The organism is Mammaliicoccus fleurettii (genome assembly GCF_002018435.1).
GTDB lineage: Bacteria > Bacillota > Bacilli > Staphylococcales > Staphylococcaceae > Mammaliicoccus > Mammaliicoccus fleurettii.
Window position 1 is genome coordinate 1 of the sequence record NZ_MWJM01000019.1, and the last position, 25,394, is coordinate 25,394.

Consider the following 25,394-nt stretch of genomic DNA (forward strand, 5'->3'; position numbering starts at 1 on the left):
TGAGCCATAGAGGATTCGAACCTCTGACCCTCTGATTAAAAGTCAGATGCTCTACCAACTGAGCTAATGGCTCTAAAAAATGGTGCCGGCCAGAGGACTTGAACCCCCAACCTACTGATTACAAGTCAGTTGCTCTACCAGTTGAGCTAGGCCGGCAAAAATGGTGGAGAATGACGGGTTCGAACCGCCGACCCTCTGCTTGTAAGGCAGATGCTCTCCCAGCTGAGCTAATTCTCCATTTAACAATATTGCCCGGCAGCGTCCTACTCTCGCGGAACGTAAGCCCAACTACCATCGGCGCTAAAGAGCTTAACTTCTGTGTTCGGCATGGGAACAGGTGTGACCTCTTTGCTATCGCCACCAGACAATGTTGTTTCGTTTTTGTCTTACCTTATATATTATAAAGAACTCGACAAGGCTTTTCAATAGTAAATTTTACACCTTATTAACTTTCTTTACAAACATCTCGAATTGATATGCGCCTTGTTTTCAGCGACCTTTATATAATACCTAATTTCCATCCTTTCGTCAACACTTTCAATCAAATTATTATAACTTTTTTTACAAAAGCTTTCATATCAGCGTTTTAAGTTATTATTTTTAAAACAAAAAAGCGTGGTCAGCTTAATGCTGAACCACACCTTTTTATTAAACATTATTTTTGTCTCATATATGGGAACAATAAAACATCTCTTATAGATGCAGAATTTGTTAATAACATAACAAGACGATCAATACCAATACCTAGTCCACCTGTAGGAGGCATACCATATTCTAAAGCTTCTATGAAATCATCATCCATTTCGTGAGCTTCATCATTACCTTGATCTTTTTCTTTCATTTGAGCTTCAAATCTTTCACGTTGATCAATAGGATCATTTAATTCAGTAAATGCATTAGCGTGCTCTCTTCCTACAATAAATAATTCAAAACGATCAGTGAATCTTGGATCTTCAGGATTTTTCTTAGCTAATGGTGAGATCTCAATAGGATGTCCATAAATAAATGTAGGTTGTATTAATTTTTCTTCTACTCTTTGTTCAAAGAATTCATTAAGGATATGACCATATGTCATACGACCTTCTACTTCAATATTATGTTCTTTAGCAAGTGCATGTGCTTCTTCATCAGACTTAACTTCATAGAAATCGACGCCTGTATATTCTTTTACTGCGTCAACCATATGCCATCTTCTCCATTTTGGAGCTAAATCAATCGATTCTTCTCCGTATTGAACAGTAGTTGATCCTAATACTTTTTCAGCGATAGAAGCTACCATTGATTCAGTAAGGTCCATAATATCATTGTAATCTGCATATGCTTCGTATAATTCAATCATAGTAAACTCAGGATTATGTCTTGTAGATACACCTTCATTACGGAATACTCTACCAATTTCATATACTTTCTCTAAGCCACCAACAATTAATCGTTTCAAGTGCAATTCAATAGCAATTCTCATGTATAAAGTCGCATCTAGAGCGTTGTGATGTGTTACGAAAGGTCGTGCTGAAGCGCCACCAGCTATTTGGTGCATCATTGGTGTTTCTACTTCTAAGAATCCTTTAGTGTTTAAGTAGTTTCTCATTTCTTGAATGATTTGACTTCTTGTAATGAATGTTTTAGTTGATTCTTCACTAGTAATTAAATCTAAATAACGTTGGCGATAACGTTGCTCTATATCTTGTAAACCATGATATTTATCTGGTAAAGGGCGTAAAGACTTAGTTAAAACAGTAAATTCTTTTGCTTTAACAGACAGTTCTCCAGTGTTTGTTTTGAACATCACACCTTTTACACCTACTATATCTCCTAAATCTGCATGATTCCAAATTTCAAATTGATCATCACCTATTTGGTCTTTACGAACATAAATTTGAATTTGACCAGTAATATCTTTAACATGAGCAAATCCAGCTTTACCTTTACCTCTTTTAGTCATTAAACGACCTGCTATAGCTACTGCTGAGCCTTCTTCTTTATCGTGAAGCTCTTCTTTACTAAACTGATCCCATTCTTCGTGTAAAGTTACTGAATCACCGCTTCTAACAAATTTCTCGCCAAACGGATCGATTCCTAAATCTCTTAACTCTTGTAATTTTTCTCTACGAACCAACATTTGGTCATTCATTTCTTCTGACATGATATTCCACTCCTTATTTAAATTGCACTTAGTTCTACTTATTCTTTCATTACTTTCAAAAATCGTTCAAGAACATCTACTAATTCATCTCTTGTTTCTGTTTGTTTAATTGCTTTTCACACATTTTAACTTTCCTCATTCTTATACTTTACTACTTGTTCGTCGTTTAGCAATAGTTCCCATATATATTTCTTGGAAATTGGTTCAACAACATCTGAGGCGATATCGTTAAGTGGTACCATTACAAAAGCTCTCTCTGTCATTCTTGGATGTGGTACTTCTAGGTCTGGTGATTGAATAACGGATTGATCATATAATAAAATGTCTATATCAATTGTACGAGGCCCCCATCTTTCTACTCTAACTCGATGGAGCTGTTGCTCAACCATCATACAAACTTTTAATAACTCTGATGATTCCAATTCAGTTGAGATTTCAATACACATGTTCAAAAAATCAGGTTGTTCTGTGTATCCTACTGGTTTTGTTTCGTATATCGGGGATTTCTGGATAACTTCAATACCATTAACTTCATTAAGTAATTTAATCGCTTCTTCTAATTGAAGTTCTCTATCTCCCATATTACTTCCTAAACCTAAATATGCGGTGTGCATTTATCTCTTCCTCACTATCTCAATACCTACACCTTCATAATGACCAGGTATCGGCGGATTATTTTTAGTAATCTTAACTTTGGTTTCCAATACTCGATTATAGTGCGAAAAGACTTGTTTTGCAATATGTTCTGCGAGATGTTCAATTAATTGTACGGGTTTACCTTCCATAATTTCTTTAACTAATTCAAACACTTCTCCGTAATGAACAGTCTTTTCAAGGTCGTCAGTTTCACCAGCTTCGGATAAATCTAAAAATAGTTCTAAGTCCACTAAAAATATTTGTCCTAATTCATTTTCCGCTTCGAACGCGCCATGATATCCATAAAAAGACATACCTTTTAATATAATTCTATCCATTAATTCGAATCTCCTTTAAAGTATCAATCGTCTGGGCAATTCTTTTGTTCATTTGTACATTATGTACTCTAACTGCATGTACCCCTTTTTCAATACCATATGCAGTTGTTGCTGCTGTACCTTCATCGCGCTCATCAACACTACTATTGCCACCTAATAAATCATTAATTAATCTTTTACGACTTGTCGCAAGTAATACATTATATCCTGTAGCAACTAATTCATCTAAACGGGACATAACGATACGTTCTTCTTCTCTAGTTTTCGCAAACCCTATCCCTGGATCTAACCATATATTTTTTCCATGGATACCAGCAATTTCAGCTTGATTTGCTTGTTTTAATAATGAAAGTAATAGTTCTTCCATAACAGGCTGTTCTCTTTTTCCATCACCATTATGCATAAGTACAATTTCAGCATTGTATTCAGCTACAACATTTAAAATTTCAGAATCATATAAACCGGCCCACTGATCATTTATCATTGTTACGCCTCTCTTCAACGACTCTTCAGCAACTTTACTTCTATATGTATCCACTGAAAGTTGAACATCTAAGTCACTTAGCGCTTCTATAACCGGAATTACTCTGTTGAGTTCTTCTTCTAAACTTACTTCTGTATACCCAGGTCTAGTAGATACACCACCAATATCTATAATATCAGCACCCTCTGAAATGAGTTTTTCTGCGTGTTCTCTCGCCTTTTCAACACTATTATACGAACCACCATCTGAAAATGAATCTGGGGTAACGTTCAAAATACCCATGATTTTTGTGTTATTCAAAGTAGTCTTCCTTCCTTTTTCTTAGATAGTACTTATTATAACAAATTTAAAAAATCACGCCTTAATGAAATAACTTATATAAGTTATTTCATTACAGACGTGATACTTAATACTTATGCTTTATTCTAAATCATTAGTCTTCAAAAGCATATAAAGGTGTAGATAGGTAACGTTCACCATTACTTGGTAATACTGTTACAACTGTTTTACCTTTACCTAAATCTTTAGCCTTTTTCAATGCTGCTACAATTGCAGCTCCTGAAGAAATACCGCCAAGAATTCCTTCTTCTTTAGCAACTTTTCTAGACATTTCCATTGCTTCTTCGTTTCCAACTTTTATAACATCGTCATAAACGTCAGTATTTAAAGTGTCAGGTACGAATCCAGCACCTAAACCTTGTAGTTTATGAGGTCCAGGGTTTCCACCACTTAAGATTGCTGAAGCTTCTGGCTCAATTGCTACAATTTGTATTTCAGGGTATTTTTCTTTCAGTACTTTACCAGCTCCTGATAAAGTTCCTCCAGTACCAACTCCTGCTAAGAAAGCATCAACTTGAACGCCTTCAAATTGTTCTACAATTTCAGGACCAGTAGTTAACTCATGGACTTTAGGATTTGCTGGGTTCTCAAATTGTTGTGGTTCAAAGTAACCTTTTTCGTCTTTAAGTTCTTTAGCTTTTTTAATTGCACCCTTCATACCTTCTGCTCCAGGTGTTAATACTAATTCAGCACCGTAAGCTTTTAATAATGCACGACGTTCGCTACTCATTGTATCTGGCATAACAAACACTGCTTTATAACCTTTAGCAGCTGCAACCATTGCTAAACCTATACCCGTATTACCTGAAGTAGGTTCAATAATAGTGTCACCTGGTTTGATTTTTCCTTCTTTTTCAGCAGCTTCTATCATAGCTAAACCAATTCTATCTTTAACCGAACTACCTGGGTTTTGATATTCTAATTTAACGTAAACATCTGCTGAACCATCTTCAACGACATTGTTTAATTTAACTAAAGGCGTATCACCTATTAATTCTACAATATTATTTACTCTTTTAGCCATTTATACTTCACTCCTAAACAGTATTTTATACCTTAGTTCATTTATCGGATATATTAATTATAACAAACCTTCATATAAAGTGAAAGTATTTACTAGATTAAAGTGCATTTTTAAGTGCGATTAAATCATCTTCGCTATATTGATATTTCGTTCTACAGAAATGACATTCTGCTTCTGCTCCATGGTCTTCTTCTATCATTGCATCTATTTCAGCTTCACCAAGACCTTTAATAGCATTTAAAAATTTCTCACTTGAACAATTACATTTAAAATCTACATCCATATTATTAATAAATCTTGTATTTTCTTTTCCTAATACTGTTTCAATTATTTCTTCTGGTGATAAACCTCTATCTATTAATTTAGATACTGGTTCCATTTGATTTATTTTTTCTTCAATTGCTGAAACCGTTTCTTCAGATGCTCCAGGCATTAGTTGAATAATAAATCCACCAGCAGCTTTAATAGAATTGTCTGGATTAACTAGTACTCCAAGTCCAACTGCTGAAGGAACTTGTTCACTTGTAACAAAGTAGTAAGTAAAGTCTTCGCCTAATTCTCCAGAGACAATTGGAGTAGAGCCAGTAAAGTAGTCTTTTAATCCAATATCTTTAACGACATTTAGCATACCTTCTGTTCCAACTGCACGTCTCACATCCAATTTTCCTTGTTCATTTAACGGGAAATGCGTTTGTGGATTTTGAACATATCCTCTTACTTCACCTTTACCATTGGCATCGACCATAATTTTACCAATTGGTCCACCGCCATCAATAGTTATTGTTAATTTTTCTTCATTTTTCAACATTGAACCCATCATTACGCCCGCTGTCATTGATCTACCTAATGCAGCAGAAGCTGTTGGCCAAGTATAATGGCGAGTTTGTGCCTCTTGTACGGTATTTGTTGTTTTTACAGCAAAAGCTCTAACTTCATCATTAAAAGCTAAGCCTCTTACTAAATAATCTTGTGTCATATTTATACTCCTTCTTTAAAAAAAGCCCCTCTCAATCAATGCATTGAAAGGGACTTTGTGAAATTATTCTTTACGATCTGTCGGCTTGTTGTCACCTAGGTCATCAATATTTGGCTTTTCTTCGTGAGCAGGCTCATCTGATTTGTCATCTAAATCTGTATCTTCATTTGTTCCTTCATGAGATACTTCATCTTTAACTTCATCATAAGATTTACCAACTTCTTTGTCTTCAATATCTAATGTACCTTCTTGTTTTGTTAAGTCACCTTCATATTTGTCTTCATCTGAATCATTTTTTTGCTCAAGATGAGAATCATCATATTTAACTTCTGGTAACTTACCTTCTTTGAATAATGATTGAATTTGTTCAGCCACTAATGTTTCTTCAACTAATAAAGTTTTAGCGATTAATTCTAATTGTGATTTGTGTTCAGTTAGAATTTGTTTACAACGTTCGTATTGTTCTTTAATAATACGTTGTATTTCTGAATCAATTTCATACGCAATTTGATCTGAATAATTTGGTTCAGATTGCATATCTTTACCTAAGAATACTTGTCCACTATCAGAGCTACCAAATTGTAATGGGCCAATTTTTTTACTCATACCATATTCAGTAACCATCTTACGTGCAATACCAGTTGCACGTTGGAAGTCGTTATGCGCACCAGTTGATGCTTCTCCAAAGTTAATTTCTTCAGATACACGTCCACCAAGTAAACCAACGATTTTATCTAAAAGTTCTGGTTCAGTCATAAAGTAACGATCTTCTTTAGGAAGCATCATAGCATAACCGCCAGCTTGGCCACGTGGCACAATTGTAACTTTATGAACCATTTCAGCTTCATCTAGTACACAACCGATAATCGTATGACCAGCTTCATGGTAAGCAACAATATTTTTTTCTTTTTCAGAAATCATTCTTGTTTTCTTAGCTGGACCTGCAATAACTCTATCTGTTGCTTCTTCTATATCTCTCATGTCAATTTTAGTTTTATCAGAACGAGCTGCTACTAATGAAGCTTCGTTTAATAAGTTTTCTAAATCTGCACCAGAGAACCCTGGTGTTCTTTGAGATATTGCTTTTAAGTCTACTGTTTCATCTAATGGTTTATTACGAGCATGCACTTTAAGTACTGCCTCACGTCCTCTAACATCTGGACGTCCCACTTGAATTTGTCTATCGAAACGACCTGGACGTAATAACGCTGGGTCTAAAATGTCAGGACGGTTTGTTGCAGCAATCATAATGATTCCTTCATTTTCACCGAATCCATCCATTTCTACTAATAATTGGTTCAGCGTTTGTTCACGTTCGTCGTGACCACCGCCAACACCAGCTCCACGTTGACGACCAACTGCATCAATTTCATCAATAAAGATGATACATGGGGCATTTTTCTTAGCATTTTCAAACAAGTCACGTACACGACTTGCACCGACACCAACGAACATCTCAACGAAGTCAGAACCACTTATTGAGAAGAATGGTGTTCCAGCTTCACCCGCTACTGCTCTAGCAAGTAATGTTTTACCTGTACCTGGAGGACCAACAAGTAAAACACCTTTTGGAATTCGTGCACCCATTTTTTTGAATTTACGATTATCTTTAAGGAAATCGACAATTTCTACTAATTCTTGTTTCTCTTCATCAGCACCTGCTACATCAGAGAATCTAACACGTTTCTTCTGGTTATCATAAAGTTTAGCTTTTGATTTACCAAAGTTCATTACTCGGCCGCCGCCACCGCCGCCGCCTTGCATTTGGCTTAAGAAGAATATGAATAAAAATGCAATAATTAAAACAGGTATAAGTGTTGTTAATACACTAACAAAGACACTTTGTTTTTCTTCTTCTTTAACATTAAATTTTAAATCATCTTGTTTTTCGGCAGTATCAGTAATTTTTTTCAAATCATCTTGGTTGTTAAACAAAACTGAAGATGTATATGTTTCATCTTTACCATCTTTTAATTCGCCGCTAACCATATACACATTCTGTTCAGGTTGTATAGTTAACGTTTTTAAATCGCCTTTTTCAAGCTTCGTCATAAACTCATTATATGTAAGCTGTTTTGGTGATTGTCCATTGCCATTAATGAACTGGAAAACACCAAAAAGGACGATAGCTAAAAGCGCGATCATTAATATATTTCGAAAAGCTTTTTGCATTCAATTTGTCCTCCTACTCAATTAATAAAACTAACAAAAATTTTACCATATTTGTAATTTCTTACGCTAGTAATTAACCTTAACGATATACATCATTGATATATTTCAGGTTTAAGCGTTCCAATATAAGGTAAGTTACGATATCTCTCTGCAAAATCAAGTCCGTATCCTACTACAAATTCATCAGGAATTTTTTCTCCAACATATTTAGCTTCAATATCCACTTTACGCTTCATCGGTTTATCTAGCAATGTTACAATCTCAATAGAATTAACATTTCTATATTTTAATAAATCGACTATTGAATTTAATGTCGTACCCGTTTCTAGAATATCTTCAATGATGATGACATCTCTATTTTCTACTGAAGTACTCAAATCTTTTAATATTTTTACTTCTCCCGTTGATTCAGTACCTCCATGATAACTAGATACATCCATAAAATCTAATTCTACATGTGTATCAATGCATTTTATTAAGTCAGCCATAAACATGATTGAACCTTTTAAAATACCTATACATATAGGTGTCTTTCCATTATAATCTTCGGTGATTTGCTTTCCTAATGTTTTGCATCTTTCTTGAATCTGTTCCTCTGATAAAACAACAGACTTAATCGAATCATTCATTAAAGTCATCTCCAATATAAGTAATAGTTAATGCGTTTTTAAAGTTAGAATCCATCCAAAAGTCACCAATTGCAATAATATCATCACCATATAAAATAATCGGACAATTGTTTCTCTTATGTATGTCAATCTTATGATCAATCATGATTCTATTAACTTTTTTGTGATGTTTATTTCCCCGGTTATAATACTGAACACGATCTCCAGACAGTCTCTTTCTTATAAATAAAGGCGATGCTATGTCGTTCGCTTCAATTAACCAATTCCCAAATACATATTGCTCGTTACGATTTATAAATTTAGAATTTACATTGAACTCAATATCTTCACATAGTAATAATTTATCATATGCTACTATAAACTGCCAATCATCAGATATATGAAATATAGATTGTTTTTCAAAATTCTCAAATATACCTATCCATTCTTTGTATGCTTTAACACTGAAACGTTGTTGTACATATGATTCTAACAATTGATCTAACACTTCTATCTTAACTAAGCGATTCAAACGATTAAATGAATTTCTGTTAATCACAACTTTATTTAACTGCTGAACTTCAGTACTTATAAATAACATAGCTTGCTCAACTATTAAACTTCTTGCATCATTCATCCATTGATTTAAATCGAGTAAATGGTCTGTTGACAACTCTTCACGTTGTTGAATAACAGGTAAGATTTTGTTGCGTATATAATTGCGTGTATATTTAGTGTCTTTATTAGAAACATCTTCAAAATAACGGAATGCAAATTCTTCATGATATTTAACTAATGATGATTTGCGTAAATTTAAAAATGGTCTACTTATGATGTAATCTTTTCTTTCTTGAACTTGCTCAATTCCTAAAGAGGCACGACCAATTCTTCCAGTAAACAATCGATAAGTAATTGTTTCTTTTTGATCGTCTAAGTGATGTGCAGTCAACAACACATCGCTCTGAGTTTGTTTCATCATTTCATCAAACCACTCATATCTCATTTTTCTAGATACATCTTGAATGCTTTTCTCACGATTCACAACTTCGCTTAAATCTAAAGTTTTAATATATATTTCAATATCCCGTTCTTTACAAAAACGTTCAATAAATGCTGCTTCTTCTTTCGATGCTTCTCTTAAACCATGATTAACATGAAAACAAATTAAATTATGATATGTGTGTTTATAAGTCGTATTTAACATGTGTAATAGTGACATACTATCTATTCCTGTTGAAACAGCCAATGCTAAATTATCATTTTTATTCCACGTTATATCGAGCATTGTTACACACCTCAATTTCAAAAATTCACTTGATCTTTTCAAAATAAAAAGAGGCTCAACTAATTAGCCTCTTTTTATTATAATTAATTATCGTTTTGCACCTTTACCACCGCGACGTGATTCAGTTTGTCTTTTAATAGACGTCAACTTATCTTCACTATCTTTCAAAAAGTTTGATAATTTCTTCTCAAAGTCTTCAGGCTTTGGTTCTTTCTTAGGCGCTTGACGCTTTGGACGTTCTTTAGCCTTTTTAATTGATAAACTTATTTTACCATCATCAGCCACTGTTAATACTTTTACTTCTACTTCGTCGCCTACAGTTAAATGGTCATTCACGTTCTCGACGTAGTTATCAGCCACTTCACTGATATGCACAAGGCCACTTTTACCTTCAGGTAATTCTACAAATGCACCAAAATTCTTAATACCTGTAACTTTCCCTTTGACTTTATTGCCTACTTCAATTGACATATTATTACTGTATCCTCCTGATATAATTTCACTTTAACCTTATTATATGCTTCTATACAAAATTATACAACGTCATATATAGATTATTTGTCTTTTTCCGATTGTTTTTTTTCATCTGGTAATTTAAATATTATTTCGCCATCATTACTTAAGAAATATTCACTTCTTGCAAGCTTCTCAATATACTCTTTATCATTAAGGCGTTTAATTTGTTCTTTAAGTTCTATTTCCTTATCCTGTAACTTTTCATAAGTTACAGCTTTATCTTTACGTTCTTGCACTAATTCATCATTACGATTTTTTTGAAGGACTAACATAATAACCATAACAAGAATAATTAACAATAACACTCCACCAAATAAGGTCAGTCTCTTTCGTACCACTTGGCGCGTTTTATTGACAGTCTTCTTCTTTTTATTTTGTGACTGCGTAAATTCATTGTCTAGATTTTTAATTTTTTGCGCCATATACGTACCTCCTTATTTATATAGAATCTTGTATTTTTTCTTCTTTGATTACTTCAAACATCGTCTTAGCATTTTCCTTATTTGCATGTTCTGACAATCCTGTTACTTTAACTACAATAATTCTGTTTCCAAGTCGAATTTCTAATTCGTCTTCTACACTTACAGTTGTCCCTGCTTTAGCAGTCTGACCATTCACTTTAACTCTACCTTGGTCACTGACTTCTTTTGCAAGTGTACGACGTTTAATTAATCGAGATACTTTTAAATACTTATCTAATCTCAAATTGTTAAGTCTCCTTTATTTATAAATTCTTTTAGTTCATCTTCACTAAGACCCTCTAATTTGGTTTTATCATACAACTTCAAAAAGTAATCAGCAAATATTTTTTCTAATTTTTCTCGTTTCACTTTACCTTCTTTTAACTTTTCGCTTTGCCAAATTTGATTAAGATCTTCGATATTCTTTGCTTCTTTATTCCCAAAAACATGAGGGTGTCTACGAATCATTTTACTAGTGAGTTCTTGTACAACTTCTCTAACGTCAAAGTAGCCTTCTTTTTTACCAATAGAAGCGTGTAACATGACTTGCAGCAAAACATCTCCGAGTTCTTCTATAATGTGATCAATGTCTTCTTCGTCAATTGCTTCAATCAATTCAAATGATTCTTCAATTATATAACGTTTTAACGTTTCATGTGTTTGTACTTTATCCCACGGACAACCATCTTCAGATACAAGTGTATCAATAGTTTGTTCTAAATATTGGAAGTCATTGTACATTTGTTGTTGTTCTGAAATCTTTGGCACAAATAAACTCGTTAAGTTAGATAGTTCAGCGTGATGATCCATTTCATATAAAGGACAAGTTATAACATCCGCCACACCAAGTCTAGCATTAGATACTAACTTCACTGGATGTTCATCAGGATATCTTTCCATTAAAGTGACTTTAATATCAGAAGCCACAAGTTGGTCGTAAACTTGCGTAATAATCGTATTTGTTCTCACATTCAATGTAGTATCTTCCAAATTAGTTCCATCTAATAAAGTAAAGCCATCGTTTGGATCGATATTAACAGCTCTAAACATATCATCTAAAAAGCTTTTACCACCAAGAATTTTAACATCCGGATATCTTTCTATAAGAAGTTGAGTTGTTGTTTCTGCCACCATAGGATCACCTGGTACGGCATAAATAACATCTTCAGTGTCAGCTTTTTTAATTAAAGTGTCCACAATTTCTTCATATACAGTTATAAAATCTGCATGTTTTTCATAAACACTATCAAAACCTTGCCACTTTAAATCAGTTAATTCTTTTATTACTGGATGTTCCAGTGTTCTTGCATATACTGTGTCAGCAGACTGAAGCTTGCGATAAACACCCATAGGCAATTCATCAATACTATAATTACCTAAGCCAACAACTATAATTTGTTGCGCCATGATTTAATTACTCCTTTATTATTTTATCCATTAAAGGTAAATGTTTCCATTCATCTTTTATTAATATTTTCATTTTTATTATACCTATTATGACTATAGTTACGCCAACAATACCCGCCAAAATCATTAAAAGTAGACTCGTTAATCTTGATGTAGTATGTATCAGTAATATCGTTTGCACAATTACTGACATAATTATTAAAAGAGATATGACTTTAAATATAAATAATCCCATACTTTGGAATCGATAAAGTTTCATTACAAACACATGCAAGACTAACGTGTATATCGCTAGCGAAAGCACCGTCGACAAACTTGCACCCAATATACCAAAATTCAAGACAAAGATATAATTGCCAATTATTTTCGAAATAAGGCCAATTAATAGCGCTGAAAATAATACGCCTCTTTTTAGCTTCACTTGTAGTAAAGCAGTATACATAATGATAAAAGTAACAAATACAACAGCAAGCATAAAGACACTTAATGTCCCTATCAATTCATTTGTTTTAAAGAACACTGTATTAAGTAATGGTAATAAATTTATTAAACCAATAGCTGCTGCCATACTAAACAGCACAGTTATTTTTAAAGAAGTATTAGCATATTCATTTACAAGTTTATTGTTTTTCTTTTGCAGTTGATCCGTTAATAACGGAATTAGAACAAAGCTAAAAGTTGTCGTGATTATTAGCCCCATCTGTATAAGAGAAGCACCTCTATCAAAAATACCTTTTACTTTTATACTTTCATGAAAAGTATATCCCGTGTCTTGAAGTAAATTGACGAGCGTAAATGAATCAACAATTTGCCACAAAATAAGTATTAAATAAGAAATTGCATACAAAACAGTCATAGTTATGATATTTTTAGTATCTTTCATCTTTATTTCCCAGGAAAACTGTAATTTTGGTTTTCTTTTAAACAAGAAATATATAACAACACAAATTAGTCCTAAGACAGATCCAGCAATAGCTAACGTACCAGCTTGATAAATAGATATATCCATCGTTATAAAGATGATGATTGCAATTAGTATGACACCAACTCTTAGCACTTGATCAATCACTTGAGATACTGCTATATAATTCATATTATGCTTCATTTGATAATATCCACGAACCATTGAAATAAAAACGAGTGGTAACATCGCTAAACTTGCCATTCGAATCATAGGTGTTAAGTTCGCATCACCCATCAATTCGCTAATAAGCTCTGCACTAAGAAATATGCCAACACCGATGACCATGCAAATCATTTGCATGAACCAAAACATCCCAACTATCTCATTATAGTTTCGTTTAATCATCCAACCACTCATTACGCTTGGTAAGGCGTTTAAACTAACTACACTCACTATCGCAACTAGAGGGTATACTTGTTGATAAGCATACAATCCTTCATCACCTAAAATGTTTTGATAAGGTACTCTATAAATCGCACTTAATATTTTTACTATTATCATTGTACCTGTTAACAGTAATACACTATTAAAAATAGGTTTAGATTGTGTCATCATCTACCAAACTTTCATTTATCACTTTAGTTAAGAATTTCAAATCATCTAACCATTGCTTTGTTTTTTGCAATTTAAATACCATTTGATTGTCTGCAACTGCTATTTTAAGCTTTCTACCTAGAGGTTCTGTCACTTTGAATAACACATCCCCTTTTAAATGGTTTGTAGTATATTCAGATGCAGTCAATTGTATTACTTTAACCACTTCTTTAATTTCTGTAATACCGAAGTGAATACCATTCAACCTAATTTCAACTACGTCTAAAAGTCGTTTCACTTCTATAGGATATTCGCCAAAACGATCTAATAATTCATCTTGTATATCTTCTAGCTGAGCTTGTGTAGAAATGGATCTTAACTTTTTATACATTTCAATTTTAGCTTGTTCATTCTTAATATATTCAGCCGGAATATAAGCGTCTATTTTAATATCGACTTCTAATTGCGGCACTTCTGATTCAGGTTCAATACCTCGTTTCACATTAACCGCTTCTTCTAACATTTGAGAATACAGATCATAACCTACAGAATCTATAAATCCATGTTGCTGACTTCCTAAAAGATTACCTGCACCACGAATATTCAAATCACGCATTGCAATTTTAAACCCTGAACCTAATTCAGTAAATTCTTTAATTGCTTGTAGCCTTTGTTCTGCAACTTCTGTTAATACTTTATTTTGTTCATGTAAAAAGTACGCATATCCTATTCGACTTGAACGACCAACTCTTCCTCGCAATTGATACAGCTGACTTAAACCAAATCTATTAGCATCTTCAATAATTAATGTATTAGCATTTGGTACATCAACACCTGTTTCAATGATTGTCGTTGTGACAAGAATATCATATTCACCATCTACAAAGTTTAGCATCGTTTCTTCTAATTCACGCTCAGACATTTGTCCATGTGCAACACCAATTCTTGCATTTGGCATTAACATAGATAATTGTTCACTTTTTTGATAGATAGACTGCACTCTGTTATATAAGTAGAATGCTTGACCACCTCGTGAAAGTTCTCGCTCAAGCGCTTCTTTAACAAAGCTCATATTTTGTTCTAGAACATATGTCTGAACGGGAAATCTGTTTTCGGGTGGCGTTTCAATAACTGATAAATCCCTTACACCTAATAAACTCATATGCAGTGTTCTTGGTATAGGCGTTGCAGTTAAAGTAAGTACATCTACGTTTGTTTTTAATGCTTTTATACGTTCTTTATGTTTTACACCAAATCTTTGCTCTTCATCTACTACTAATAACCCTAAATCTTTATATTCCACATCTTTACTTAGTAATTTATGTGTTCCAACAACAATATCTACAAATCCTGATTTAATGCCTGCTTTCGTTTCTTTTACTTGTTTTGGCGTTCTAAATCTACTCATCATTTGTATTTCAACTGGATATTCTTGCATACGTTCTCTAAAGGTTTCAAAATGTTGCTGTGCAAGGATAGTTGTAGGCACTAAAATAGCAACTTGCTTTCCTTCCATGACAGCTTTAAAAGCCGCTCTTATGGCCACTTCAGTCTTACCATAACCTACATCACCGCATAATAACCTATCCATTGGTCTTCTTTTTTCCATGTCTTCTTTGATTTCTTCTAAAGAAGTGACTTGGTCAGGCGTAGGTTCATATGGGAAGTCCATTTCAAATGTCATTTGTTCTTCTGTATCTGGCCCAAATTGATATCCTTCAACTTGTTCACGTTCTTGATATAGCTTTAATAATTCATCTGCAATATCTTCAACATTTTTTTGTACTTTCGCTTTTGTTTTTTTCCACTCAGTACCACCAAGTTTATTAACTTTCGGTTCTTTATCATCTGAACCTACGAATTTCTGTACATCATTCATTTGATCTACAGGTACAAACAATTGGTCTGTGCCTTTATATTGAATTTTAATATAGTCTTTGTGTATACCTGAAACCTCTAAAGTTTCAACACCTAAATATTTACCGACACCATGATGAACATGTACAACATAATCACCGACATTAAGCTCTTGGTAAGATTTTATTTTTTCTGCATTAGATAATTTTTGTCTTCTCTTAGATCGTTTACGTTCGCGAGCTTTGAACAATTCTTTTTCAGTGACTACCACCAAATTCATATAAGGTAGTTCAAATCCTTCTGATAAAGCACCGTCAGTTACAACAGCTTGTCCTGTTTGACCTACTTCTGTAACTCTATCGATTACTGTTGGTATCTTCATATCAGTCAGCATACTTTGAATTTTAGACTTCCTCGTTTCAGATTCAGCCAACAATACAACAGTAAATCCTTGCTTCATAAATCGATCAAATTCAGATTGCATAATATCATACTGTCCATAAAATCTTTGTACTGGTTTACACGAAAATTTAACCATCTCTTCAATTTCTACTGGCATACTTGCCGTAAATAATGTGAAATAGGCAACTTTATGTTGATTTAACAAATCAGTAAATGCATTTTCAGAAATAAAACGTTGACCTACAAATCCTTGGCCAGATTCAATAAGCGATTGCGTAAACTCTTCAATTTCAACATCTAGAGATTTCTCAGTTTCTTTAATTCGATTATATTCATCTACAACAATGCGTGCATCATCAGCTAAATAATCCGTTAAAGTTGTAATCTCATCATACATAAATGCAATAACACGTCTTAAAATTTGATGATCTTTCAATTCATCACTTTGCATCAATATATTTTGATACGTATCTTTTAAGTCAGGACGTATTTCAGTAGGTAATTTTTGACGGGTTGTTTCATAAGATTCTTCCATTCGTTCAGACAATCGATTGATTTGTTCACTAGTGAAGATATAATCACTTGCAGTCGTAATTTCTACTTGTTCTATATTATCTAAAGAACGTTGTGTTTCTACATCGAACAGTCTCATACCATCTACTTCTGTATCAAACAATTCAATACGAACTGGATCCCCAGTTACAGGATAAATATCAATTAAACCACCACGAATAGAAAACTCACCGATTGCAGAAACCAATGTTTGCCTCTTATAACCCATATCTACGAGTTGTTTAGCCCACTCATCTAAATCGATCTCGTCGCCAATTTTAATTGATTTATAATGTTCATTCCAAATGTTTTTTGGCGTTAATTGTTTTTTCAGCCCATTAATGGGTACGATAAATAACCCTTTCTTGTCTTGTGCAAGCTGGGTTAATGTTCTAATTCTTTCACTCATTAAGTCTGGACTTTGTGTAGAAAATGCTTCAATCATAATATCTTGTACTGGGAATTTAAACACTTCTTCTGGAGGTAGTAATTGCAGAATATCCGCTTCTAATTTATCTGCTTGATACAAGTTGTTTGTAACTATTACTAATTGTTTATCACTTTTAAGATATTGTTCTAATATAAGCAATGCCTTACTAGATTGGTTCAATCCTGTAACAAGTATATTTTTTTCTCCAAAAATTTGTTCTAAATCTTGAAAACGTTCATCTGCTTGTATGATTTCATGCATAACATGTTTCATTTTATTCCACCATTATACTGGTTCATTACATTTTGAAAAGTTTCGCCTTTAATTAACGCTTCACAAGCATCAGCTGCACGGTCAATTACTTTTTCCATTGTAATCATTTCATCATCAGAAAACTTCTGAAGTACATAACTAGGTACACTCATACCATTTGTAGGGCGATCAATTCCAATTCTTATTCTATTAAACCGATCTGTTCCTAAATGTTGAATTAATGACTTCATACCGTTATGGCCACCAGCACTTCCTTTCTGACGTAATCTCAAATGTCCTTGAGATTGGTCCATATCATCATATAGTACAATTAAATCCTCTATATCTATATTGTAATAATCCATAAGCGGTCTTACCGCCTCACCAGATAAATTCATAAAAGTCATAGGTTCAATAAGCATTACTTTTTCTCCGTTAATTAATCCTATTGTATATGCACCTTTGAATTTTTGTTTATCTATTTGTAATTGATGGCGTTCCACTAGTTCATCAACTACTTCAAATCCTATATTGTGACGCGTACGGTCATATTTTTTTCCGATATTTCCAAGTCCAACAATACATTTCATGTTGTAACCTCCATATTAATACTAAGTATATATTATAGCATTTTTATGATTTATTTCATCTAACTATACTTAAATAAAAAGAAGAGGCTGAGACAATTAATTTGTCTCAGCCTCTCAAGCTATTTAGAAGCTTATTTTTCTTCTTCTTCAGCTTCTTCTTTGTCTGCTTCTTCTTCAGCTACTGCATCTGCTTCTTCAGCTGCAGTTTCTTCAGCGTCTTCATCAGGTTCTTCTGTTGGAGGAACAACTGTTACAACTGCTTCTTCTTTATCGTTTTCGATAGAATATTTTTCAGTTGCATTTAAGTCACCTACTAAGTAGCTATCACCGATACCTAATTCTGTAATATCAACTTCGATATTTTCAGGAATTGCATCTGGAGTTGTTGTTACTTGTAAGTCGAATAATGGTTGTTGAACTACGCCACCTTCAGAAGCACCAGCTGCTTCACCTACTAATAATACAGGTACATCAACAGTTAATTCTTCTTTCATGTTGATTGCTAAGAAGTCAACATGTGTGATTTGGTTTTTAAGAGAATCATATTGATAATCTGAAACCATAACTTTGATTGATTTAGAACCAACGCCTAATTCGATAACACCGTTACGTCCAACTTCACGAATTGTTTTGATGAATTCAATTTCATCAACTTTAACAGATGTATTTTTAGCACCGTAACCGTATACTACTGCTGGAATAACACCTGAAGCTCTTAATTTACGTAAACTAGAACGAGTTTGTTTACCTTGACGGATAACTGACTTTAATGAAGTCATTATCTTTTCCACCTTTCATACTTGCGCAATATGCGCTCCTACACTCACCCATCAACATTAAATGTTGCTTGTAAGTGGTTATTTAGTCCATTAAAATGAACCGTTTGTTATTATACACGAATATTAAAAATTAATCAAATAGCACACTAACTGATTCTTGTTCATACACACGCACGATAGCTTGTGCTAATAATTCTGCTACAGATAACTCTTTAACATTGGCTGGTTTTCTATCTTCTGGCAACTGTATAGAGTTTGTAACAACTAATTCTTTAATTTGAGAACTTTCGATACGTTCTTTTGCAGGGCCAGATAATACTGGATGAGTACAACATGCGTATACTTCTTTTGCACCTTTTTTAACGAGTGCGTCAGCAGCTAAAGTGATTGTTCCAGCTGTATCAATAATATCATCGATAATGATAGCAGTCTTACCATCTATGTCCCCGACGATATTCATCACTTCTGCGACATTTGGTTTTGGACGACGTTTATCAATAATTGCTATAGGTGTTTTAAGACGGTCTGCCATTTTACGAGCTCTTGTTACTCCACCATGATCTGGTGATACAACAACTGTTGATTCAGGGTCCAAACCTTTTTCTAAGAAGTAGTTGGATAAAATTGGTACGCCCATTAAATGATCAATCGGTATATCAAAGAACCCTTGAATTTGAGGAGCATGTAAATCAAGTGCTATCATTCTACTAGCGCCAGCTTTTTCAATAATGTTTGCCACAAGTTTAGCTGTGATAGGTTCACGACTTCTTGCTTTACGATCTTGTCTAGCGTAACCATAATAAGGCATTACAATATTAATGTTTGCTGCTGATGCACGTTTACAAGCATCAATCATAATTAATAATTCCATCAAGTGTTCATTTACTGGATTTGATGTTGGTTGAATAATAAATACATCACAACCACGAATACTTTCTTCAATATTAATTTGAACCTCACCATCAGCAAATCTCTTAACTGTCGATTTCCCTAATGGAATTCCTACTAGATTTGCAACTTCTTGTGCTAAAGGCTGATTTCCTTCAAGTGAAAATATTTTTAATGAAGAGTTCTTATATTCAGTATTCAACATTTCTGTTCCTCCAATATCATTTTGACTCATTTTTTGACGGCTCCTTTTATTTCGTTTTGTAGTATCCTTGTTTTGTAGTTTGTCTAGCACGACCAAGCGCTAAACTTTCATCAGGCACATCATCTGTAATTGTTGAACCTGCTGCTATGAATGATCCATCTCCAACTTCTACTGGTGCAACTAGATTTGAATTACATCCAATAAACGCATCATCTCCTATAATGGTACGGAATTTATTAACTCCGTCATAATTAACAGTTATTGAACCACAGCCAATATTTGTTCTTTCACCTACTTCTGCATCTCCAATATAACTTAAGTGAGAAACTTTGGCGCCATCTTTCAAGACTGCTTTCTTAGTCTCTACGAAGTTACCAATTTTTGTCTCTTTACCTAACTCAGTACCCGGTCTTAATTGTGCAAAAGGTCCGACTGTAGAAAATTCACCTACAACAGAATCTGTAATCACAGATTGCTTAATTGTTGCATTATCTTTAATTGTACTATTTTTGATGTCAGAATTCATTCCAATCGCAACATTTTTTCCTATAATTGTTTTGCCAGCAATTCTTGTACCTGGTTCAACTACTGTGTCTTCACCAATCACAACGTGTTTTCCTATATAAGTTGTAGCAGGATCCACAATTGTCACACCATTTATCATATGTTGTAAATTAATACGTTCTTTCATTTTCTGCTCTGCTTTTGCTAGTTGTACTCTATCATTCACACCCATAATGCCATCTACGTCATCCGTAATGTATGCAGCCACTTTTTCATCTTCTTCTTTTAAGATTCGTATAACGTCTGGTAAATAATATTCACCTTGAGCATTATCATTTTGTACTTTTTCTAAAGTTTCGAATAATTTTTCATTATCAAATGCAAAAATCCCAGAACTAATTTCGTTTACTTCAACTTGCCCTTCTGTAGCATCTTTTTGTTCAACAATTTCTGACACTAAACCAGATTTGTCTCGAATAATCCTACCATAACCAAATGGATTACTCACTTTTGCAGATAATACAGTTGCTACAGCATTTTCATTTTCATGAAATGTTAACAGCGAGCTAATAGTCTCATCACTAATTAATGGTGTGTCACCACACACGACAATTGTTGTGCCCTTGCTATTTCCCAATATATCTTTAGCAGTTTTAACTGCATGAGCCGTTCCTAATTGTTCTTCTTGATGTACAAACTGAGATGTATGACCAATAGTTTCTTTAACCTTTTCTGCTCCATGTCCAACAACTGTAACTACTGTTTCTACACCAGCATTTTTAACGCTATCAATAACATGTTGAACCATTGCTTCACCAGCTACCGGGTGTAAAACTTTGTAAAGTTTAGATTTCATTCTTGTACCTTTACCAGCAGCTAATATGACTGCATATTTTTGCATTACAAATACCTCCATTTATACACACTTTATTATATTATAATTTAATTCTCATATGACTATCAAGGAAGAGTTATTTTTTAAAGAATAAATTTGTTATAAATAATTCATTTTTTTAAAATATTTTATAAAATCGCACAAAAAAACTGTCGGAAAGTCTCATACTTTTCGACAGTTTTTAACATTTCAACAAAACTATATTGTTTTGGATATGTTATTCTTCTTTTTCTTCTTTTTCAGTTTCTGATTCTTCAGTTTCTGTTTCAGAATTTTCTTGAGCTGATTTTGGAATTATCACTTCATCAGTTTCATCATAAACTTTCATAACCGCTTCTTGTATTTCTTGTCTCATTTCAGAGTTAATAGGATGCGCAATATCTCTAAACTCCCCGTCAGGTGTACGTTTACTAGGCATAGCAACAAACAGTCCTGAATTTCCCTCAATTACTCTTAAATCGTGAATAACAAAGGCATCGTCTAAAGTAATTGAAACCAACGCCTTCATTCTTCCATCTGTTTGAATTTTTCTCAATCTCACATCTGTTACCTTCATGATTTGTGTGCCCCCTGTTTTGTCTATTTAAAGTAGCAGCATCATATTAATTGAAGTTAGTTATTTTATTTTTGCGATCATTTCAATCTCAACTTTTACATCTTTTGGTAAACGTGCGACTTCCACACAACTTCTAGCAGGCAAATGTTCATTAAAATACTCTCCATAAACAGAATTGATGTCTTGGAAATCATTCATATCTTTTATAAAGATTAATGATTTAACGACACTATCTAATGTAGCGCCACTTTCTTCAAGTACTATTTTTAAATTCTCAAGTACTTGCTTCGTTTGTGCTTTTACATCATCTGATACGACTTCACCTTGCTGATTTAATGGTATTTGACCTGAAGTAAATACTAAACTATCTACTACTACTGCATGGCAATATGGCCCTAATGCTTCTGGAGCGTTTGCTGCGTTAATACTTTTCATGTTGAATATCTCTCCTTTTAATTAAATCTTTTCAAACAGTTGCCTTCTTCTACTGAAAATTGTTGATTGTATTCGTCTACGTCAGATAATCTAACTAAAGATGTATAATCTTCAATCAATCGATGTTTAACTTCTTTTGATTCTACAAGTACTGATACCCCTTTTACTGTAGCCTTAAACTCATTCATCAAATTGATTACGCCATTTATAGAGCCACCTGCTCTCATGAAATCATCAACAATTAATACATTCGAATATTCAGCTAATGTTCTTTTAGATAATACCATTGTCTCAATCTTTCTCGATGAACCCGAAACGTAGTTTATCGATACTGTTGATCCTTCAGTAACTTTATTATCTTTTCTTATAACAACAACTGGCAAATTAAGTACTTTTGCAACTGCGTTAGCTAAAGAAATCCCTTTTGTCGCTATTGTAACAACCGCATCAAGTTCTTCATCCATGTACATAGTAGCAATTAATTCTCCTACTTGATTTAATAATTTAGGATTACCTACTAAATCTGACATAAATAAATATCCGCCTGGCAGCAGTCTTTCTTTCTCTTTTAGCAATTCACATAGCTTTGCTATCAATTCACGCGCTTCTTCAACATACATTTTAGGGCGATAAGTAACACCGCCACTCGCTCCTGCAGTTGTCTCAATAATACCAAGTCTTTCGGCATTAAACGTTTCTTTGATAATTTGTATGTCTTCGCTAATAGACGACTTTGCCTGACCAAAATGATTAACAAAATAAGTCAGCGGTACTAGTTCGTTCGGATGTTTCAATAAATATTGTGTCATATAAACGATTCTTTCACTTCGTTTAAAACGCATTTATAAAACCCCAATCTCTATTACGTATTTTCAAGAATAATTATACTATAATTGTACGTGTTCTACAAAATCAGCCAAGAAGACGTGCAATATAAACGTCATTACAACATCCCATTAAAGCATTGTACACTTGCTTAGCTTGTCGTTCTTTTTGCACAAAGCCGTATACAGTTGGTCCACTTCCACTCATTAGTGCAGCATCCACACCACTATTTTTCATAGTATTCTTTAGCTTCTCAACTTCGGGATATAACTTCATCGTGACCTTCTCAAGACTATTACCAAGTGTTTGGCATAGTACTCCATAATCGTTTTTTTCTAAAGCATCTCGGCAGTCTTGTGTGCGCACTTCAATCTTGTCATCCAAATTTAAAGCCCCATATATTTCAGGTGTTGATACGCCGATATCCGGTTTAGCGATAACTACCCAGGCAGAAGGTGGTTTTGGAAGGTGTGTTAATTTTTCACCTCTACCTTGGCACAATGCCGTCTTTCCATAAATACAAAAAGATATATCCGATCCAATTTCTGATGCAAGTTCACTTAAAGATTCCAGTGATTCATTTATACCCCACAATTCATTCAAGCCTCTAAATGTTGCAGCTGCATCACTTGAACCACCTGCCAATCCTGCAGAGATAGGTATGCTTTTTTCTAATGAAATCTTCACACCTTCTTTAATATTGTATTTATCTTGCATCAATTTCGCTGCTTTATATGCTAGATTTCTGTGATCACTTGGCACGAAATTATGTTCAACATCAATTATAATTTTACCGTCATCTCTACTTTCGAAAGTCAATCGATCATTTAAATCGACTGTTGTCATTATCATCTCTACTTCATGATAACCATCATCACGTTTGTACAATGTATCTAGTGTTAAATTAATTTTTGCTGGTGCAGTCTCATAAATCATATACTTGCCCTCTCTAAAACTTATTATTATGATTTTACCATAAATAAAAGTTAGAAAGTATTAGCTTTATTCTATTTTTCGCATAATAAAAAACCCTACGCCATATCACAGTCATATCGCGTAGAGTTTTTTATTAAATACTTTAATTTACTGAACTATAAATTCTTCTTTATGTTCATTCATAAAAGTTACTTGGACATTCTCAGTTAATACATCAGTGTATGTATAAGATACACGTTCAAAATTATGTTTCTCTTGATCTAATTCGACCACGAAAACTGATGGATACGTTTCCTTAAGCACGCCACTGCGCTCAATTAACTTCTTACGTCCTCCATTAGCTTTAAGTACAATACGATTTCCTAATTGACAATCTAATATTTTTTTGATGTCTACTAAAGTCTTCGGCATATTGACCCACCTCGCTATAAATAAAATTATACTACGAAAGTGGTATTTTGTCAAATAAAATTTAAATTTTATCAATTAGAGAACGCATTGTCAATATATTTACACAGATAAATTTGGGTATTTTTTCAAATTGTTACAAAGATGTGCATATTCTTGTATTGTTAGCGTTTCCCCACGTCGCTTAGGATCTATGTTTGAAGCACTTAACCACTCAAGAATTTCATCTTTATGCAACTTACCTTCTTTAATTGTACTAATATAATTATTTAAAATTGTTTTTCTACGTTGTGCAAATGCACCTTTTGAGAGTGTGAACAATAATTTTTCATCATCTACTTCTACAATAGGTTCTTTACGAGTAGTCAATTTAATTACAATAGAATCGACATTAGGTGGAGGCATGAAGACAGTCTTAGGGACGACTAAAACACGTTCAGTTTCAGTATAATACTGACAAGCTATGGATAATGAGCCATAACTTTTACTTCCAACTTGTGCATTTAAACGTTCTCCAACTTCTTTTTGCATCATAACGACATAACCATCGATTGGAAGGTGATTCTCTAATAAGTTCATCAATATCGGTGTCGTTATATAATATGGTAAATTAGCTACCAACATTATCTTATCGCAATCTTGTAAATGTGTTTTTATTTCTTTTTCAACATGAGCTTTTAGTATGTCTTCATTCACAACAGTAACGTTATCATATGGACTCAATGTATCTTCTAAAACTGGGATAAGCCTTTGGTCAATTTCAAAAGCTAACACTTTCTTAGCTGTTCTAGCTAATTGTTCTGTAAGAGACCCCATACCCGGACCTACTTCTATTACACCTGTATTTTCGTCTATATCACTAGCAGAAATAATGTTTTGTATAATGTTCGTATCAATTAAGAAATTCTGTCCTAAACTTTTTTTGAATTTAAAACCATATTGATCAAGCAATGCTTTTGTACGCTTTGGTGTTGCAATATCTTTATCGTTCAT

The 25,394-nt window shown here is 33.6% G+C and carries 25 protein-coding genes, 3 tRNA genes and 1 rRNA gene; all 29 read right to left on the reverse strand.

Annotated elements, in window-relative coordinates; all coding sequences use genetic code 11:
* Positions 1-73 (reverse strand) — tRNA-Lys (locus B2G86_RS11635).
* Positions 74-80: 7 nt separating this feature from the next.
* A tRNA-Thr gene (locus B2G86_RS11640) sits at positions 81-156 on the reverse strand.
* A 5-nt stretch (positions 157-161) separates the two neighbouring features.
* Positions 162-237 (reverse strand) — tRNA-Val (locus B2G86_RS11645).
* Between the two features lie 13 nt (positions 238-250).
* Positions 251-365 (reverse strand): 5S ribosomal RNA (rrf, locus tag B2G86_RS11650).
* 290 nt (positions 366-655) lie between these two features.
* Entirely contained in the window at positions 656-2,143 is a 1,488-nt protein-coding gene (gene lysS / locus B2G86_RS11655) for a lysine--tRNA ligase (RefSeq protein ID WP_078358359.1), read from the reverse strand.
* A gap of 125 nt (positions 2,144-2,268) precedes the next feature.
* A complete protein-coding gene (folK, locus tag B2G86_RS11660; RefSeq protein ID WP_078358360.1) occupies positions 2,269-2,757 on the reverse strand; it encodes a 2-amino-4-hydroxy-6-hydroxymethyldihydropteridine diphosphokinase in 489 nt (162 codons plus the stop codon).
* A complete protein-coding gene (folB, locus tag B2G86_RS11665) occupies positions 2,758-3,117 on the reverse strand; it encodes a dihydroneopterin aldolase (protein WP_078358361.1) in 360 nt (119 codons plus the stop codon).
* Entirely contained in the window at positions 3,110-3,901 is a 792-nt protein-coding gene (gene folP, locus B2G86_RS11670; protein ID WP_088369010.1) for a dihydropteroate synthase, read from the reverse strand. The genes folB and folP overlap by 8 nt, the downstream gene beginning before the upstream one ends.
* 133 nt (positions 3,902-4,034) lie before the next feature.
* A complete protein-coding gene (gene cysK, locus B2G86_RS11675) occupies positions 4,035-4,964 on the reverse strand; it encodes a cysteine synthase A (protein ID WP_078358362.1) in 930 nt (309 codons plus the stop codon).
* Between the two features lie 97 nt (positions 4,965-5,061).
* The gene (gene hslO / locus B2G86_RS11680; protein WP_078358363.1) at positions 5,062-5,940 is read right to left on the reverse strand and encodes an Hsp33 family molecular chaperone HslO; all 879 of its coding nucleotides are present in this window, start codon (positions 5,938-5,940) and stop codon (positions 5,062-5,064) included.
* A 63-nt stretch (positions 5,941-6,003) separates the two neighbouring features.
* On the reverse strand, positions 6,004-8,112 hold the full coding sequence (gene ftsH / locus B2G86_RS11685) for an ATP-dependent zinc metalloprotease FtsH (RefSeq protein ID WP_078358364.1): 2,109 nt from the start codon (positions 8,110-8,112) through the stop codon (positions 6,004-6,006).
* A gap of 92 nt (positions 8,113-8,204) precedes the next feature.
* The gene (gene hpt / locus B2G86_RS11690) at positions 8,205-8,741 is read right to left on the reverse strand and encodes a hypoxanthine phosphoribosyltransferase (protein ID WP_078358365.1); all 537 of its coding nucleotides are present in this window, start codon (positions 8,739-8,741) and stop codon (positions 8,205-8,207) included.
* Positions 8,734-10,005: a tRNA lysidine(34) synthetase TilS gene (gene tilS / locus B2G86_RS11695; protein WP_078358366.1), complete on the reverse strand. Its 1,272-nt coding sequence runs from the start codon at positions 10,003-10,005 to the stop codon at positions 8,734-8,736. Before tilS ends, hpt begins: the two co-directional genes overlap by 8 nt.
* An 87-nt stretch (positions 10,006-10,092) precedes the next feature.
* Positions 10,093-10,476, reverse strand: coding sequence for a S1 domain-containing RNA-binding protein (locus tag B2G86_RS11700; RefSeq protein ID WP_078358367.1), 384 nt, complete (start codon positions 10,474-10,476; stop codon positions 10,093-10,095).
* 83 nt (positions 10,477-10,559) lie between these two features.
* Complete coding sequence (locus B2G86_RS11705) at positions 10,560-10,943, reverse strand: FtsB family cell division protein (RefSeq protein WP_078358368.1); 384 nt, start codon at positions 10,941-10,943, stop codon at positions 10,560-10,562.
* Between the two features lie 16 nt (positions 10,944-10,959).
* Positions 10,960-11,226, reverse strand: a complete 267-nt coding sequence (locus tag B2G86_RS11710; RefSeq protein WP_078358369.1) for an RNA-binding S4 domain-containing protein — start codon at positions 11,224-11,226, stop codon at positions 10,960-10,962.
* A complete protein-coding gene (locus tag B2G86_RS11715; protein ID WP_078358370.1) occupies positions 11,223-12,389 on the reverse strand; it encodes a MazG nucleotide pyrophosphohydrolase domain-containing protein in 1,167 nt (388 codons plus the stop codon). Before B2G86_RS11715 ends, B2G86_RS11710 begins: the two co-directional genes overlap by 4 nt.
* A 7-nt stretch (positions 12,390-12,396) precedes the next feature.
* Complete coding sequence (locus B2G86_RS11720; protein ID WP_241837749.1) at positions 12,397-13,908, reverse strand: polysaccharide biosynthesis protein; 1,512 nt, start codon at positions 13,906-13,908, stop codon at positions 12,397-12,399.
* A complete protein-coding gene (gene mfd, locus B2G86_RS11725) occupies positions 13,892-17,401 on the reverse strand; it encodes a transcription-repair coupling factor (RefSeq protein WP_078358371.1) in 3,510 nt (1,169 codons plus the stop codon). Before mfd ends, B2G86_RS11720 begins: the two co-directional genes overlap by 17 nt.
* Positions 17,398-17,970, reverse strand: coding sequence for an aminoacyl-tRNA hydrolase (gene pth, locus B2G86_RS11730; protein WP_078358372.1), 573 nt, complete (start codon positions 17,968-17,970; stop codon positions 17,398-17,400). The genes mfd and pth overlap by 4 nt, the downstream gene beginning before the upstream one ends.
* Before the next feature lie 131 nt (positions 17,971-18,101).
* A complete protein-coding gene (locus B2G86_RS11735) occupies positions 18,102-18,749 on the reverse strand; it encodes a 50S ribosomal protein L25/general stress protein Ctc (protein ID WP_078358373.1) in 648 nt (215 codons plus the stop codon).
* Positions 18,750-18,879: 130 nt separating this feature from the next.
* On the reverse strand, positions 18,880-19,842 hold the full coding sequence (locus B2G86_RS11740; RefSeq protein ID WP_078358395.1) for a ribose-phosphate diphosphokinase: 963 nt from the start codon (positions 19,840-19,842) through the stop codon (positions 18,880-18,882).
* Positions 19,843-19,888: 46 nt separating this feature from the next.
* Entirely contained in the window at positions 19,889-21,247 is a 1,359-nt protein-coding gene (glmU, locus tag B2G86_RS11745; RefSeq protein ID WP_078358374.1) for a bifunctional UDP-N-acetylglucosamine diphosphorylase/glucosamine-1-phosphate N-acetyltransferase GlmU, read from the reverse strand.
* A 211-nt stretch (positions 21,248-21,458) separates the two neighbouring features.
* Complete coding sequence (gene spoVG, locus B2G86_RS11750) at positions 21,459-21,797, reverse strand: septation regulator SpoVG (protein WP_078358375.1); 339 nt, start codon at positions 21,795-21,797, stop codon at positions 21,459-21,461.
* Positions 21,798-21,857: 60 nt separating this feature from the next.
* Positions 21,858-22,232: a RidA family protein gene (locus B2G86_RS11755; RefSeq protein ID WP_078358376.1), complete on the reverse strand. Its 375-nt coding sequence runs from the start codon at positions 22,230-22,232 to the stop codon at positions 21,858-21,860.
* 17 nt (positions 22,233-22,249) lie between these two features.
* Positions 22,250-23,074 carry a pur operon repressor gene (gene purR / locus B2G86_RS11760; protein WP_078358377.1) on the reverse strand — a complete coding sequence of 275 codons (825 nt, stop codon included), beginning with the start codon at positions 23,072-23,074 and terminating at the stop codon, positions 22,250-22,252.
* 70 nt (positions 23,075-23,144) lie between these two features.
* Positions 23,145-23,993, reverse strand: coding sequence for a 4-(cytidine 5'-diphospho)-2-C-methyl-D-erythritol kinase (gene ispE / locus B2G86_RS11765; RefSeq protein ID WP_078358378.1), 849 nt, complete (start codon positions 23,991-23,993; stop codon positions 23,145-23,147).
* 147 nt (positions 23,994-24,140) lie between these two features.
* Positions 24,141-24,404 carry a biofilm formation stimulator Veg gene (gene veg, locus B2G86_RS11770; RefSeq protein WP_016999916.1) on the reverse strand — a complete coding sequence of 88 codons (264 nt, stop codon included), beginning with the start codon at positions 24,402-24,404 and terminating at the stop codon, positions 24,141-24,143.
* A 99-nt stretch (positions 24,405-24,503) separates the two neighbouring features.
* The gene (rsmA, locus tag B2G86_RS11775; protein ID WP_078358379.1) at positions 24,504-25,394 is read right to left on the reverse strand and encodes a 16S rRNA (adenine(1518)-N(6)/adenine(1519)-N(6))-dimethyltransferase RsmA; all 891 of its coding nucleotides are present in this window, start codon (positions 25,392-25,394) and stop codon (positions 24,504-24,506) included.